Source organism: Streptomyces sp. RK9, from assembly GCF_045070545.1.
GTDB classification, from domain to species: Bacteria; Actinomycetota; Actinomycetes; order Streptomycetales; family Streptomycetaceae; genus Streptomyces; species Streptomyces alboflavus.
In genome coordinates, this window is the sequence record NZ_CP173703.1 from 509,309 (window position 1) to 524,257 (window position 14,949).

The 14,949-nt window shown below is 73.2% G+C and carries 8 protein-coding genes and 1 riboswitch; of the genes, 1 reads left to right on the forward strand and 7 read right to left on the reverse strand.

Annotation, left to right across the window (positions count from 1 at the left end; translation table 11 throughout):
• Window positions 1–117: 117 nt before the first annotated feature.
• On the reverse strand, window positions 118–2,895 hold the full coding sequence (locus AB6L24_RS02225; RefSeq protein ID WP_405651420.1) for a discoidin domain-containing protein: 2,778 nt from the start codon (window positions 2,893–2,895) through the stop codon (window positions 118–120).
• Window positions 2,896–3,155: 260 nt separating this feature from the next.
• Between AB6L24_RS02225 and AB6L24_RS02230 the strand changes: the two genes are divergently transcribed.
• Window positions 3,156–6,215, forward strand: coding sequence for a protein kinase domain-containing protein (locus AB6L24_RS02230; protein WP_405651423.1), 3,060 nt, complete (start codon window positions 3,156–3,158; stop codon window positions 6,213–6,215).
• Between the two features lie 64 nt (window positions 6,216–6,279).
• On the opposite strand, the gene AB6L24_RS02235 is transcribed toward AB6L24_RS02230, so the two are convergent.
• The 6 genes from AB6L24_RS02235 to alaS form a co-directional block, all read right to left on the reverse strand.
• Window positions 6,280–7,095 carry an enoyl-CoA hydratase gene (locus AB6L24_RS02235; RefSeq protein ID WP_405651426.1) on the reverse strand — a complete coding sequence of 272 codons (816 nt, stop codon included), beginning with the start codon at window positions 7,093–7,095 and terminating at the stop codon, window positions 6,280–6,282.
• Entirely contained in the window at window positions 7,092–8,021 is a 930-nt protein-coding gene (gene mmsB / locus AB6L24_RS02240) for a 3-hydroxyisobutyrate dehydrogenase (protein WP_405651429.1), read from the reverse strand. Before mmsB ends, AB6L24_RS02235 begins: the two co-directional genes overlap by 4 nt.
• Complete coding sequence (locus AB6L24_RS02245; RefSeq protein WP_405651432.1) at window positions 8,018–9,121, reverse strand: enoyl-CoA hydratase/isomerase family protein; 1,104 nt, start codon at window positions 9,119–9,121, stop codon at window positions 8,018–8,020. Before AB6L24_RS02245 ends, mmsB begins: the two co-directional genes overlap by 4 nt.
• Window positions 9,118–10,266 (reverse strand): acyl-CoA dehydrogenase family protein, encoded by a 1,149-nt coding sequence (locus AB6L24_RS02250; protein ID WP_405651435.1) that lies wholly within the window; start codon window positions 10,264–10,266, stop codon window positions 9,118–9,120. Before AB6L24_RS02250 ends, AB6L24_RS02245 begins: the two co-directional genes overlap by 4 nt.
• A gap of 5 nt (window positions 10,267–10,271) precedes the next feature.
• Window positions 10,272–11,771, reverse strand: coding sequence for a CoA-acylating methylmalonate-semialdehyde dehydrogenase (locus AB6L24_RS02255; protein WP_405651438.1), 1,500 nt, complete (start codon window positions 11,769–11,771; stop codon window positions 10,272–10,274).
• 212 nt (window positions 11,772–11,983) lie between these two features.
• Window positions 11,984–12,181: riboswitch (cobalamin riboswitch) on the reverse strand.
• A gap of 65 nt (window positions 12,182–12,246) precedes the next feature.
• Window positions 12,247–14,916 (reverse strand): alanine--tRNA ligase, encoded by a 2,670-nt coding sequence (gene alaS / locus AB6L24_RS02260; RefSeq protein ID WP_405651441.1) that lies wholly within the window; start codon window positions 14,914–14,916, stop codon window positions 12,247–12,249.
• Window positions 14,917–14,949: the final 33 nt, after the last annotated feature.

The following is a 14,949-nucleotide window of genomic DNA, read 5'->3' on the forward strand; positions in this document are numbered from 1 at the left end:
GTGCCGGTGGGCGGGTATGCGGGATGTCCCTCGTACGAGGCCGGTCACGACGCGCGGACAGAAAAAGGGGCGTGGGACGGCGCTGTGCGCCCTCCCACGCCCCTCACCCGCATCCCGCTACTTCACCGTTAGTTCCGTGATGCCCGGGTGCTCCTTGACCTGCGCGGCACCACGCACCGTCACCCGCACATAGCGCGCGAGCCGCGCCTTGTCCGTTTCCTCGGCGGCCTCGGCGGCCCCGGCGGCCCCGGCGCCCGACCCGTCCCGCACGGCGTGCCAGTGGTGGCCGTCGAGGGAGACCTCGATGTCGTACGACGCGGGCTTGACGGCGGTCCACGTCGGCGTGACCTTCGCGACGCGCACCGGCTCGCCGAGGTCGGCGGTCAGGGCGCCGGTCTTCTCGGCCGGGACCCAGGCGGTGGCCGTGTTGCCGTCGACCGCGGCGCCCGCGTACATGCCGGGCTCCTCCGACGACGCCTTGGCGGGCGTGCAGCGGGCCGCGTTGCCCGTGGGCGTGAGGTCGGGGCGGCGGGTCTTGAGGACGACGGGGGCGTCCTCGCTGACGACCTGCTTGCCCTGCGGCGTGTCGAGGGTCATCGGCGCGCCGGAGGTGAGCCGCACCGTGGTGTGGTGGGCGCCGAGTTCGACGTCGTACGTGCGGCCCTGCCAGGTCAGTCCGCGCAGGGTGACGCCCTCGGCGAGCTGCGGGGGCAGCATCGGGTCCAGGCGCAGCCGGTCCTCCCGCATCCGCATGCCGGTCAGGCCGTTGGTGAAGATCTGCAGGAAGCCGCCCTTGCCGGTGAGGAAGTCGTGCGCGGGCGAGCCCGCCAGCGGGTCCTCCGCACCCGCCTTGTCGCCGCGTGCCTCCGAGAACTGCGCGAACGGGCCGCGCACGAACGGCTTGATGGAGCGCTCCAGATAGGTGTACGTGGAACAGCCCGGCTCGCCGATCCCGGCGGCGTCGATGGCGTGCACCGAGTCCGTCATGGCCGGGCCGTCCGGGTCGGTGCGCTGCGCGTAGTAGTCGAGCGTGGCGGCCGCCGCGCCGTCGGCCATGGGCCACTCCAGCGGGTACATCAGGAGCACCGTGTCGGCCTGCTTGATCTTGCTGCCCTTGTAGCCGTCGTACTGCTCGAAGACCTTGCGCTCCTTGTCGTACGGGATGCGGATCCGGTCGGCGATCGACGTCCACTGCGCGGGAGCCTGCTCGCCGAGGAGCTTGGCCGCGCGGGCCGCGTGGCGCAGGGCGGTGGCGGCGCCCGCGTTGGTGAACACCGCGTCGTCGACGCCGTTGCTGTACTCGTCGGGTCCCGCGGTGTCCTTGATGGAGTAGCTGCCGTCGGCGTTGCGGTGGACCCGGCCCGCCCAGAACTCGGCGATGCCCTTCAGGACGGGCCAGCCGCGCGTCTTCAGCCACTGTGTGTCCTTGGTGGCCAGGTAGTACTGCCAGGTCGCCAGGGAGATGTCGGACTGGAGGTGGATCTGGGTGCGGCAGTGCGGCGGGTCCACGCTGTGGCACTCCTTGGCCAGGTTGCCCGAACTGCCGCTGTTCCAGGGGTAGAAGAGGCCGTCGTAGCCGAGCTTGCGGGCGTTGTCGCGGGCTCCGGCGCGGGTGCGGTAGCGGTAGTCGACGACGGACTTGGCGAGGTCGGGGCGGGTGGCGAGGAGCCCCGGGTACATCCACGTCTCGGCGTCCCAGAAGACGAGCCCCGCGTAGTTGTCGCTGGTGAGGCCCGCGGGGGCGATGCTGTTGGCCGCGCCCTCGCGCGTGCTCGACAGGAGTCCGTACTGCGCGGAGCGCACCCACGTCTGCAGTTCGCGCTGCCGCCCGGCCACCTCGATGTCGCTGCGCCACAGGCGTGCCCAGGCGGCGGTGTGGGAGCGCAGCAGGGCGTCCCAGCCGCGCTCGGCGGCGCGCCGCGAGGCGGCGGTGGCGTCCTGGCGCGGGGCACGCGAGGTCAGCGCGGTGTCGACGCCCACGAACTTGGTGAGTTCGTAGGACTGTCCGCTGCGGACGGGCAGGGTGAGGGACTGCCGGTTCGTCAGCTTCGCCGCGCGGCCCGCCCGGCGCTCCCGGGCGTCGTGCACGCCGTGACCGGTGCGCAGCGTGGAGGCGACGGCGCCCTTGACCTTGGTGCCGTCGGTGCGGAAGGCGACGTCCATGGTCGGCCCGGAACCCCCGTGCCGCTCGCCGCCGGTGCGGTCGCCGCCGCCGGTCTGCTGCACGCGGCGCGCGCCGCGGCCGTCGATGACGTCGGTGACGGTCGCCTCGCCGCTCCAGTGCGGGCGCATCTTCATCCGGACGGCGCCCACGTGCGGGTTGGCGCGGTCGGCGAGCACCTCGTAGCTGAGGTCGGTGCGGCGGCCGTCCGCCGCCGTCCAGGTGAGGGTGGTGGTGACGAGGCCGCAGTGCATGCTGAGGCTCTGCCGGTAGGCGGAGATGCGGCCGGGCGTCGTCGAAGAGTTGAAGGTGTCGGAGCCCTTGCCGCCGGTGGTGACGGTGAGCGGGGTCCAGGTGGGGAGCGCGGCGACGGCCTGGCGGTTCCCGGCGGTCCGCTGGTTGTGCGCGTACAGGCCGGACACGAAGGAGCCGTCGTAGCGCGGCGTGAACAGGGGCCAGCCCGTCTTGGCGTCCGTGTCCGTGTAGCCCGCGCCGTTGGGCGGCACGCGCTGTCCCAGGTAGCCGTTGCCGACGAAGGCGTGGTGGTTGTCCTTGGGGTCGACGCGGGTGGAGTCGAGCGTCCAGCCGTCGCCCTGGCGGCAGTCGGTGGTGGTGGCGGAGGTGGCCTCGGCGCGGGAGGGGGCCGTCGGCGGGACCGCTGCGACGAGCACTCCGGCGAGCAGCGCCGCGGACAGTCTGGCGGCGTTCGGCCGCGATACCAGGGAGTACGTCATTGTTCTCCGTCATGGTGAGGTGAGGGTCCACGGACCATAAATTTCATGAACGAGTCACGTCAATAACTTCGGCACAACGCATCAAGTCCTGAACACGGAGTGTGGGAAACACGCCACGCGCAGCAGATCTGCCGCGCGGATCGCCGTCGACGGCGGGGCCCGCGGCACAACACCTCTCCAACTTCTCCACGGCACGGGTAAATTGACCTTGCCGCCCGCAGCGGGCGTGTTTCTACGGGGTGGGTGGGGTGGAGCAGGGGATGCGCGGCGCAGTCCTTGACGGGCGGTACACGCTCACGGAACGAATAGGCGCGGGCGGCATGGGGGCGGTCTGGCGGGCCCGGGACGCCCGGCTCGACCGGGAGGTGGCCGTCAAGCTGCTCGGCCTGCCGCAGGACACGTCGGCGCCGGACCGCGAGCGCATGCTGGCGCTGTTCGTGCGGGAGGCGCGGGCCGCGGCGGCGCTGGACAGCACGTACATCGTGCCGGTCTTCGACCACGGTTCGGAGGGCGACATCCCGTATCTGGTGATGCCGCTCCTGAACGGCCGTACGGTGACCGAACTGCTCAGGAATGGCAAGGGGCTCTCGCCGCAGCGGGTCGCGGACATCGCGGCGCAGGTGTGCCGGGCGCTCGCGGTGGCGCACCGGGCGGGCATCGTGCACCGGGACATCAAGCCCGCCAACGTGATGGTCACCGACGAGGGCACCGTGAAGGTCCTCGACTTCGGCATCGCCAAGTTCCTGGACGCGGCGACGGGGGCCGGCGGCTATCTCACCCGCACCTCCGACTCGCCCATCGGCACGCTGCACTACATGGCCCCGGAGCGGTTCGCGCACGGCGAGACCGACGGGCGCACCGATGTGTACTCGCTGGGCTGCATGGTGCACGAAATGCTCACCGGCGCCCCGCCGTTCGACGCCCCGTCGGCGGCCGCGCTGATGCACTGTCACGTGTACGAGACCCCGGACCGGCCCTCCCTGCGGCGCCCGGGCCTCTCGCCCGCCTGGGACGACCTGGTGGGCCGGATGCTGGCGAAGGCGCCCACCGACCGGCCGGACGCCGAGGGGACGCGCAGCGAGCTGGAGGCACGGGCGAAGGAGGCGTCCGTCGGCCTGACGAAGGGCGCACCGGCCGCATCGGCTCCGGGCGCTCCCGCCACGGGCACGCCGCATCCCGCCTCAGCCACACCGGGCACACCGCATCCCGCCTCAGCCACGCCGGGCACACCGCATGCCGCCGCAGCCACACCGGGCACGCCGAGCCCCGCCGCCACGCCAGGAACACCGGGCACACCGCATCCCGGCACCCCGACGCCCCCGGCGTCGACACCCGCCCACCCCGCGCCCGCCACCCCCACCCCCACCCCCTTCGCGGCGCCACCGTCGGCCCACGCGCCCCTCGCGCAGTCCGGGCACCCGATGGACTCAGGGCCCCAGTCCGTCCCCACCTCCTATCCCCTCCCCCCGCCCAGACCGACCGCCCCGCCCCCGCTGTGGCCCGCCCCGCTCGCCCACCAGGGCCAGGTGCCCGCCGGGCGGCGGCCGTGGTGGCGCAACTGGTGGGTCCCGGGCGGCGCGGCCGTGGCCGTCGCCGCGCTCGTCGTGACGCTCACCGTCACCGACCCGTTCGGCGGCACCAAGGGCGACTCGGGGAAGGGGACGTCCGGGGGCACGTCGGACCGCCCGAAGCCTGGGCCCAAGGGCAGCACGGTGGCCGAGCGGGCCAAGACCGAGACGCTGGTCCTGGGCACGGCGGACGACTCCGAGGGCCCGGCGCCGGCCGTCGCGGAGGCCCGCAAGGGCGGCAGGATCACCGTCCTGGAGCCCTCCGACCTCACCACCGTCGACCCCGGCAAGATGTGGTCGAGCACCGACCGGCTCGTGTCCCGCCTGGTCCACCGCAGCCTGACCGGCCTCAAGACGCTGCCCGACGGCAGGGTCAAGCTCGTCGGCGACCTGGCCACCGACGGCGGCCGCGCCTCGTCGGGCGGCCGGACGTGGACGTTCACGCTCAAGCCCGGACTGACGTACAACGACGGCACTCCGGTCGTGGCCAAGGACTTCGAGAACGCCGTCGAGCGCACGCTCGACCCGTCGTTCGCCATCGGCGACCGGACCCTGCGCGACTGGCTGCTCGGCCCCAAGGGGGCGGACGGCACCGGCGGCGACCGCACCCTGCCGCCCGGCACCATCGAGACGCCCGACGAGCGCACGGTCGTCTTCCATCTGGAGAGCGCGCGGCCGGACTTCAACGTCGCGCTCGCGGGACCCAGCGGCGCTCCGGTGCCCGACCGGGTGAAGGACACCTCGACGGGCTCACCGACGGTCCCGTCCACCGGCCCGTACCAGGTGAGCAGCTTCGCCGGCGCGAAGGACATCACCCTGTCCCGCAACGCCCGGTGGAAGGCGGACAGCGACCCGTTGCGGACCGCCTACCCGGACTCGTTCCGCATCGAGGGCGGGCTCTCCGTCGAGGACGTCAAGTCCCGCACGGTGAGCGCCGGTTCGGGCGAGGCGGTGATGTCGTTCACCGGTTCCCTCGGCAAGGACGGGCTCGGCAAGGCGCCCGGCGGCGCGGGGCGCCTGTCCGCGCCGTCGCCGTTCATCCACGCGTACCAGATCAACACCCGCCAGGTGAAGAACCTCAAGGTCCGCAAGGCCATCGCCACGGCGCTGCCCGCGGGGGACGTCCTCGCGGCCAGCGGCGAGGACGGCACGGTCCATCACAACCTGCTGCCGCCCGGGGTCCGCGGCGCCCGCCCCTTCGACATGTACGGGGCCGGGGAGAACGGCGACCCGGCCAAGGCCCGCGCGCTCCTCAAGGAGGCGGACGAGAGCGGCTTCAAGCTCACCCTCGGCCACACGGACGCGACGGACGCCGAGCGGGCCGAGGTCGTCAAGGCCGCTCTCGACCGGGCCGGTTTCCGCGTCCAACTGCAGAAGGACGACACGACGGACTACTACAGGAACGCGGGCATGGGGAAGTACGACCTGTTCCGGCTCCCCGTGGGCACCGGTCTTCCCGTCGGCTCCGCGACCCTGCCGGCGTACTTCGACGGCAAGTACACCTACCCCACCTCGTCGAACTACTCGCGCCTCAAGAACGCCGCCGTCGACTCGGCGATCGACGCGGCCGGTTCGGCGCAGTCCCTCAAGGACGCGGGCGAGCTGTGGTCGACGGTCGACCGCCGGGTCATGGAGCAGGCCGCGGCCGTGCCCGTGTACGTACCGACGCGCACGTACCTGTACTCCAAGGCGTTGCACGGGCTCCAGGTCGACCTCGACGGCGTGTCGCCGCTCAACGCGTACGTGCGCTGAGCGGCGGCGGCCACGGACGGAGCGGCGCCCCGACGGGGGAGCCGCTCCGTCCGCCTGCCACCTGCTACCGATGGGTGAAGTGCGGCTTGCGCTTCTCCGTGAAGGCGGTCATGCCCTCCTTCTGGTCCGCCGTCGCGAACACCGCGTGGAACAGGCGCCGTTCGAAGCGGACGCCTTCGGTGAGGGTCGTCTCGAAGGAGCGGTTGACCGACTCCTTGGCCATCATGGCGACCGGCAGGGACATGCCCGCCACCGTCTCGGCGACGCTCAGCGCCTCGCCGAGCAGATCGTCGGCGGGGACGACCCGGGACACGAGTCCGGCGCGCTCGGCCTCCTCGGCGTCCATGGTGCGGCCGGTCAGACACAGCTCCATGGCCTTGGCCTTGCCGACGGCGCGGGTCAGGCGCTGCGAGCCGCCGATGCCGGGGATGACGCCCAGCTTGATCTCCGGCTGGCCGAAGACGGCCGTGTCGGCGGCGAGCAGGATGTCGCAGAGCATCGCCAGCTCGCAGCCGCCGCCGAGGGCGTAGCCGGAGACGGCGGCGAGCGTCGGGGTGCGCACCTGGCCGAGCCGGTCCCAGGCCGTGAACCAGTCGCTCAGGTACATGTCCAGGTAGTTCTGCGGGCTCATCTCCTTGATGTCGGCGCCCGCGGCGAACGCCTTCGCGGAGCCGGTGAGGACGATGCAGCCCACCTCCGGGTCCCGGTCGAGAGCCTCGGCCGCGGCGACGACCTCCCGCATCACCTGGAGGTTCAGGGCGTTGAGGGCCTTCGGGCGGTTCAGGGTGAGCAGGGCCACCCGGCCCTTGCGCTCCACGAGGATCGTCTCGTACGAGTCCGTGGTGGCCGTGGAGTCGGTGGTGGCCGTGGGGTCGGTCATGATCGCTGGTTCCTCTGGTCGTCGGCGAGTTGCTGTCCGGAGCGCTCTCTGATGGCCCGGACGATCCCGGAGAAGTCCTCCGCCGCTCCCCCGCCCTCGGCGAAGGCGGCGTACAGCTCGGCGGCGCGCAGGCCCAGTTCGGCGTCGACGCCGCCCGCGCGCACGGCGTTCGCGGCGAGGCCGAGGTCCTTGGCCATCAGGGGCGCGGCGAAGCCCGGGCGGTAGTCGCGGTTGGCGGGCGAGCCCGGGACCGGTCCCGGCACGGGGCAGTTGACGCTCAGCGCCCAGCACTGGCCGGACGCGGTGGACGCCACGTCGTACAGCGCCTGGTGGGAGAGGCCGAGGCTCTCGCCGAGGACGAAGGCCTCGCTGACGGCGATCATGGAGACCCCGAGGATCATGTTGTTGCAGATCTTCGCGGCCTGTCCGGCGCCCGCCGCGCCGCAGTGCACGGCCTTCTTGCCCATCGCGGCGAGCAGCGGCTCGGCCCGCGCGAACGCGGCCTCGTCACCGCCGACCATGAAGGTGAGCGTGCCCGCATCGGCGCCCATGACGCCGCCGGAGACGGGGGCGTCCACGGCGAGGTGTCCGGCCGCCACGGCCGCTTCGTGGGCGGCGCGCGCGTCGGCGACGTCGATGGTGGAGCAGTCGACGAAGAGGGTGCCGGGCCGGGCGGCGGCCAGCAGTCCCTCGTCCTGGTAGAGGGCGAGGACGTGGCGGCCCGCGGGCAGCATGGTGACCACGACGTCCGCGTCGGCGGCGGCTGCCACGGCCGAGGGGGCGGCCTCGACGCCCGCGGCGACGGCGGCGTCCACGGCGTCCGGGACCAGGTCGTGGCCGACGACCCGGTGTCCGGCCTTGACGAGGTTGGCGGCCATCGGGCCGCCCATGTGGCCGAGGCCGACGAAGGCGATGACGGGGCTCACCAGGGCACCTCCTGCGGAGAGCGGTCGGCGGCGAGGGCGAGTCCGCGCGCGCCGAGCGGGGCGAAGTAGCGGGCCACGTCGTCGTCGGTGACGTCGGCGAGGGTGGCCGGGGACCAGCGGGGGTCGCGGTCCTTGTCGACGACCTGGGCGCGGATGCCCTCCACGAGGTCGGCGGAGGCGAGGGCCGCGCACGACACCCGGTACTCCTGCTCCAGGACGCGCTCGAGGGGGCCGAGCTGCCGGGCCCGACGCAGCGAGGAGAGCGTGACCTTCAGGGCGGTCGGCGACTTGGTGTGCAGGGTCTCGGCGGCCTCCTTGGCGGCCTGCGCGCCGTGGCTCTGCAGCCGGTCGACGATCTCCTCGACGCCGTGCGCCGGGTAGCAGGCGTCGATCCACGCGCGCTGCTCACCGAGGACGCCGGACGGTGCCTCGGCGACGTACCGGGCGAGGACCTCGCGCACCGGATCGGACGCGAGGTCCGCGACGAGGCGCGGCAGCCGGTCGGAGGGGACGAAGTGGTCGGCGAGCCCGCACAGGAGCGCGTCGCGGGCGCCCAACTGCTGCCCTGTCAGGGCCAGATGGGTGCCGAGTTCGCCGGGCGCGAGGCCGAGCAGATAGGTGCCGCCGACGTCGGGGACGAAGCCGATGCCCGTCTCGGGCATGGCGATCCGGGAGCGCTCGGTGACAACGCGTACGCCGCCGTGCGCGGAGACGCCGACGCCGCCGCCCATGACGATGCCGTCCATCACGGCGACGTACGGCTTCGGGTAGCGCGCGATGCGGGCGTTGAGGTGGTACTCGTCGCGCCAGAAGTCCGCGGAGGCGCTGCCGCCGGTGCGGGCGTCGTCGTAGATGGCGCGGATGTCGCCGCCCGCGCACAGGCCGCGCTCCCCCGCACCGGTGAGCACGACTGTCTCGACGGCCGGGTCGTGCTCCCAGGCGGCGAGGGCCTGGTCGATGCGGCGGACCATGGCGTGGGTGAGGGCGTTCAGGGCCCGGGGCCGGTTGAGGACGATGTACGCGGCGCGGCCCTCGGTGCGCAGCAGCACGGCGTCGTCGGTCTCCGGGACGGCGGTCCTTCCCGCGGCTGCGGCGGTCATCGCAGCGCCCCCGTCAGGCCGCGGGCGACGATCAGGCGCATGATCTCGTTGGTTCCTTCCAGGATGCGGTGGACGCGCAGGTCGCGCACGAGCTTCTCGATGCCGTACTCGGTCAGGTAGCCGTAGCCGCCGTGCAGTTGCAGCGCGCGGTCGGCGACCGAGTGGCCGGTGTCGGTGGCGAACTGCTTGGCCATGGCGCACAGTTGGGGCGCCTGCGGGTCGCCCGCATCCAGGGCCTGGGCGGCCTGGCGGACCAGGGCGCGGGCCGCGGTCAGCTCGGTCGCCATGTCGGCGAGCTTGAACTGGAGCGCCTGCGCGTCCAGGAGCCTGGCCCCGAACGCCTCGCGGTCGGCGAGGTGGCCGAGGCTGCGGTCGAGGGCGCTGCGGGCGCCGCCGAGGGAGCAGGCGGCGATGCCGAGGCGGCCGCCGTTGAGGCCGTTCATGGCGATGCGGAAGCCGTTGCCCTCGCCGCCCAGCAGCCGGTCGGCGGACAGCCGCACCCCGTCCAGGATCACCTGCCGGGTGGGCTGGGCGTTCCAGCCCATCTTCCGCTCGTTCGGGCCGAAGGACAGGCCGGGGTCGTCGCGCTCGACGACGAACGCGGAGACCCCGCCGGGACCGCTGTCGCCGGTGCGGGCCATCACGATGTACACGTGCGAGGCGCCGGCGCCGGAGATGAACTGCTTGACGCCGGTCAGGACGTAGGCGTCGCCGTCGCGCTCGGCGCGGGTGCTGAGGGCGGCGGCGTCGGAGCCCGCGCCGGGCTCGGTGAGGCAGTAGCTGCCGAGCCAGTCCATGGACGTGAGCGACCCGAGCCAGCGGGCGCGCTGGGCCTCGTCGCCGTACCGGTCGATCATCCACGCGACCATGTTGTGGATGGAGAGGTAGCCCGCGATGGACGGGCAGCCGGAGGCGAGTGCCTCGAAGACGAGGACGCCGTCGGCGCGGGTGAGCCCGGAGCCGCCCGCGTCCTCGGCGACGTACATCCCGCCGAGGCCGAGGTCGGCGGCCTTGCGCAGCACCTCCACCGGGAAGTGCTTCTCCTGGTCCCAGGCGAGGGCGTGCGGGGCGAGGTGTTCCTGGGCGAAGTCGAGGGTGGTCTCGACGATGGCGAGCTGGTCCTCGGTGAGCAGGGAACTGGTCATGGCGGTCACCGCATCGTCGGGATGGTGAAGCTCGCGCCTTCCTTGGCCCCGGAGGGCCAGCGCGAGGTGACGGTCTTGGTGCGGGTGTAGAAGCGGATGGAGTCCGGCCCGTGCTGGTTGAGGTCGCCGAAGCCGGAGCGCTTCCAGCCGCCGAAGGTGTGGTACGCGACGGGGACCGGGATGGGGACGTTGACGCCGACCATGCCGGTGTCGACGCGGCGGGTGAAGTCGCGTGCGGTGTCGCCGTCGCGGGTGAAGAGCGCGACGCCGTTGCCGTAGGGGTGCTCGCTGGGCAGCCGCAGCGCCTCTTCGTAGTCGGCGGCGCGGACCACGGACAGGACCGGGCCGAAGATCTCCTCCTGGTAGATCCGCATGTCCGGGGTGACCCGGTCGAAGAGCGAGGCGCCCGCGAAGAAGCCGTCCTCGTGGCCGGGGAGGGTGAAGTCCCGGCCGTCGACCACGAGTTCGGCGCCCTCCTCGACGCCGAGGTCGACGTAGGAGCGGACGCGGTCGAGGGCGTCGCGGCTGACGAGCGGGCCGAAGTCGGCCTCGGGGTCGTCGGAGCGGCCGATGCGCAGCGCGCCGATGCGGTCCTTGAGGCGGGCCACCAGGGCGTCGGCGGTGGACTCGCCGACCGGCACGGCCACGGAGATCGCCATGCAGCGCTCGCCCGCGGAGCCGTATCCGGCGCCGATCAGGGCGTCCACGGCCTGGTCGAGGTCCGCGTCCGGCATCACGATCATGTGGTTCTTGGCGCCGCCGAAGCACTGGGCGCGCTTGCCGTGGGCGGCGGCGGTGGCGTAGATGTGCGCGGCGATCGGCGTGGAGCCGACGAAGCCGAGGGCCTCGACGCGCGGGTCCTCCAGGAGGGTGTCGACGGTTTCCTTGCCGCCGTTGACGACGTTCAGGACGCCCGGCGGCAGGCCCGCCTCCAGGAAGAGCTCGGCGAGGCGCAGCGGGACGGACGGGTCGCGCTCGGACGGCTTGAGGATGAAGGAGTTGCCGCAGGCGATGGCGGGCGCGGCCTTCCACAGAGGGATCATCGCGGGGAAGTTGAACGGCGTGATGCCCGCGACGACGCCGATGGGGCGGCGCAGCGAGTGCACGTCGATGCCGGTCCCCGCGTTGTCGGTGAACTCGCCCTTGAGCAGGTGCGGGATGCCCGCGGCGAACTCCACGACCTCGAGGCCGCGCTGGAGGTCGCCGTGCGCGTCGGCGACGGTCTTGCCGTGCTCGGCCGACAACAACCGGGCCAGCGACTCGCGTTCGCCCTCGACGATCCGCAGGAACCGCATCAGGACGCGGGCGCGGCGCTGCGGGTTCCACTCGCCCCACTCGCGCTGCGCCTCGGCCGCGTCGGCGATGGCGGCCTCGGTCTCCGCGCGGTTCGCGAGCGGGACGCTGGCCTGTATCTCGCCGGTGTTCGGGTCGTACACGTCGGCGTGCGCGCCCGATGTTCCCGGGATGTGCTTGCCGCCGATGAAGTGGGTCAGTTCACGGACCATGGGAGCCTGCTCTTTCGTCAGGTGTGGATCCGGGGACGGGCGCGCCCGACCGGCCGTCGGCGGCGTGCGCGGGCATGCCGGGGTGACGGTCGGACAGAGGGACGCGAACGGCCAGGGGGCCGTCAGACAGCGGGGGTTGTCGCTCGCATCGCCGGATCACCTGGGTCGTGGGTGCGCACCGGGGCCATGCGTGTCTGCTCCATCCTCGTGGACAACACGGAACACCCCACGGCCGGTATCCTGACTCCCGGATCAGCGCCCGTTCTCCCGCCTTCCCAACGGACTTCTCCGTCAGTGGCGTTGTGTCACGCGAGAACGCACTCCCCGGTCACAGTGGCGGGACCGCGCCGGATTCACACCGGCTTCCCTGCACCGCGGGCTTCGTCACGAACATATACTTGGACGTCCTAGTAAGTCCACAGCGGACGGGTTCCCACTTGCCGTGGGAACCCCCTGTCCAGCTCCTAGTGGGGTGTCACGCCCCCAGTTCGGCGCGTACGACACCGGCAAGGCCCGCCAGCGCGGACGTGAGGTCCGCCGCGCTCGCCCCGCCGCCCTGCGCCACCTCGTCCGAGCCCCCGCCCCGCCCGCCGAGCAGCCGCTTGACCAGCGCGGACGCGGACAGTCCCGCCGCGCGCCCGGCCTTGTTCACGGCGACGACGAGTACGGGCTTGTCAGCGGTGAGGGCCACGGCGGCCACGCCCGGGCGCTCGCCGGGCAGCCGCCCGCGCACGTCCAGGGCGAGGGTGCGGGCGGCCCCGGCGTCGCCGTCCACGGTGGCGGTGACGACGCCCGTGCCGGCCACGTCGACCGCCCGGTCCGCCAGTTCGCCCGCGCGGACGGCGAGGGCCGCCTGCCGCAGCCGCTGGTTCTCGCGGTCGGCGGCCTTGAGCCGGTCGAGGAGTCCGGCGATGCGCTCGGGCAGTTCGGCGCGGGGCGCCTGCACCTGCTCGGCGATGCGGGCGACGAGGTCGCGCTCGCGCGCCAGATGAGCGAAGCCCTCGATGCCGACGGCGGCCTCCAGGCGCCGCATGCCCGCGCCGACGGACGACTCGGCGGTCAGCGCGACGACGCCGACCTGCGCGGCGTGCTCGACGTGCGTGCCGCCGCACAGCTCGCGCGACCAGGCGCCGCCGATCTCGACGACCCGTACCTGCTCGCCGTACGTCTCGTCGAACAGGGCGAGCGCGCCGAGCTCCTTGGCCTCGGGCAGCGTCATCCAGCGCACGCCGACGGGCAGGTCGCGGCGGAGCGCGCGGTTGGCGGCCTCCTCGACCTCGCTGCGGACGGTGGTGGAGAGCCCGCCGCGCCAGGGGAAGTCCAGGCGCAGATGGCCGGGGCGGTTGTAGGACCCGGACTGCAGGGCGGTGGGGCCGAGGACCTCGCGCAGGGCGGCGTGCAGGACGTGGGTGCCGGAGTGGGCCTGGCGGGCGCCGAGGCGCCACTCGGGGTCGACGGCGGCGTGCACGGGGTCGCCGACGGCCAGTTCGCCCGCGGTGACGCGGACCTGGTGTGCGACGAGTCCGGGCAGCGGTCGCTGCACGTCGAGCACGTCGGCCTCCACCGAGGCGCCGGAGAGCCGGCCCGCGTCGCTGTCCTGGCCACCGGACTCGGCGTAGAACGGCGTGCGGTCCAGGACGGCGGTGACGATCTCGCCGTCGCGGGCCACGGGCACGGGGCCCGCGGGGCCGAGGAGGGCGAGGACGCGTGACTCGGTGGTCAGGGTGTCCCAGGCGCGCCAGTCGGTCGGGCCGTGCTCGGTGAGGACGGCGCGCAGGGCCGATGTGTCCACCGCGCCGCCGGACTTGCGGGCGCGGGCGTCCGCGCGGGCCCGCTCGCGCTGCTCGCGCATGAGCGCCGTGAAGCCCTCGCGGTCGACCTCCACGCCCTGCTCGGCGGCCATCTCCAGGGTGAGGTCGATGGGGAAGCCGTACGTGTCGTGCAGCAGGAAGGCCTGGGCGCCCGGCAGTTGGCGCGCACCCTCCGCCTTGACCTTGGTGACGGCCGTGTCCAGGACGGTCGTGCCCTGCTTGAGGGTGGCGCGGAAGGCGTCCTCCTCGCCCGCGGCCTGGTCGGCGACGCGGTCGTACGCCTCGCTCACATCCGGATGGCTCGGCGCCATGCAGTCCCGGGCGACGGCGAGGAGCTGCGTCAACGCCGGGTCCTCGTAGCCGAGTTGGCGCATGGAGCGGACCGCGCGGCGCAGGATGCGGCGCAGTACGTAGCCGCGGCCCTCGTTGCCGGGGGCGGTGCCGTCGGTGAGGAGCATGAGGGCGGTACGGACGTGGTCGGCGACGACGCGCAGGCGCACGTCGGCCACCGGGTCGGCGCCGTAGCGGACGCCCGCGAGGTCGGCGGCGCGGTCGAGGACGGGCCGGGTCTCGTCGATCTCGTAGAGGTTCGTGGCGCCCCCTTCGGCCTGGAGCAAGGTGGCCATGCGCTCCAGGCCCATGCCGGTGTCGATGTTGCGGCGCGGCAGCTCGCCGAGGATCGGGTAGCCGGACTTGCCGGTGCCCTCGCCGCGTTCGTACTGCATGAAGACGAGGTTCCAGAACTCCATGTACCGGTCCTCGTCGACGGCCGGACCACCCGCGCGGCCGAGCGCGGGGCCACGGTCGTAGTACAGCTCCGAGCAGGGGCCGCACGGTCCGGGGACGCCCATGGACCAGAAGTTGTCCTCGTCGCCGCGCGCCACGATCCGCTCGTCGGGCAGGTCGGCGACGCGCCGCCACAGCCCGCGCGACTCGTCGTCGGAGTGGTGCACGGTCACCCAGATCTTCGCCGGGTCCAGGCCGTAGCCGCCGTCGGCGACGGAGCGGGTGCTCAGGTCCCAGGCGAAGGTGATGGCCTCTTCCTTGAAGTAGTCCCCGAAGGAGAAGTTGCCGTTCATCTGGAAGAAGGAGCCGTGCCGCGTGGTCTTGCCGACCTCCTCGATGTCGAGGGTGCGCACGCACTTCTGCACGCTGGTCGCCCGCGGCCAGGGCGGCTCGGCCTCGCCGGTCAGGTACGGCTTGAACGGCACCATGCCCGCGTTGACGAAGAGCAGCGTCGGGTCGGGCGTCGGCAGCGGGGCGCTGGGGACGACCGTGTGGCCGCGTTCGGCGAAGAAGTCCAGGAAGCGGGTGCGGATGTCGGCGGTGCGCAAGGGGTGCTCCGGGCGGTCTTGAGGGGTTGCGGG

What these genes read in the sequence shown, in the direction of transcription:
- AB6L24_RS02235 (WP_405651426.1), bottom strand. Translation starts at nt 7,095, where the DNA reads ATGACCGACCCCACGGCCACCACCGACTCCACGGCCACCACGGACTCG.
- AB6L24_RS02245 (WP_405651432.1), bottom strand. Translation starts at nt 9,121, where the DNA reads ATGACCGCCGCAGCCGCGGGAAGGACCGCCGTCCCGGAGACCGACGAC.
- AB6L24_RS02225 (WP_405651420.1), bottom strand. Translation starts at nt 2,895, where the DNA reads ATGACGTACTCCCTGGTATCGCGGCCGAACGCCGCCAGACTGTCCGCG.
- AB6L24_RS02250 (WP_405651435.1), bottom strand. Translation starts at nt 10,266, where the DNA reads ATGACCAGTTCCCTGCTCACCGAGGACCAGCTCGCCATCGTCGAGACC.
- AB6L24_RS02230 (WP_405651423.1), top strand. Translation starts at nt 3,156, where the DNA reads ATGCGCGGCGCAGTCCTTGACGGGCGGTACACGCTCACGGAACGAATA.
- AB6L24_RS02255 (WP_405651438.1), bottom strand. Translation starts at nt 11,771, where the DNA reads ATGGTCCGTGAACTGACCCACTTCATCGGCGGCAAGCACATCCCGGGA.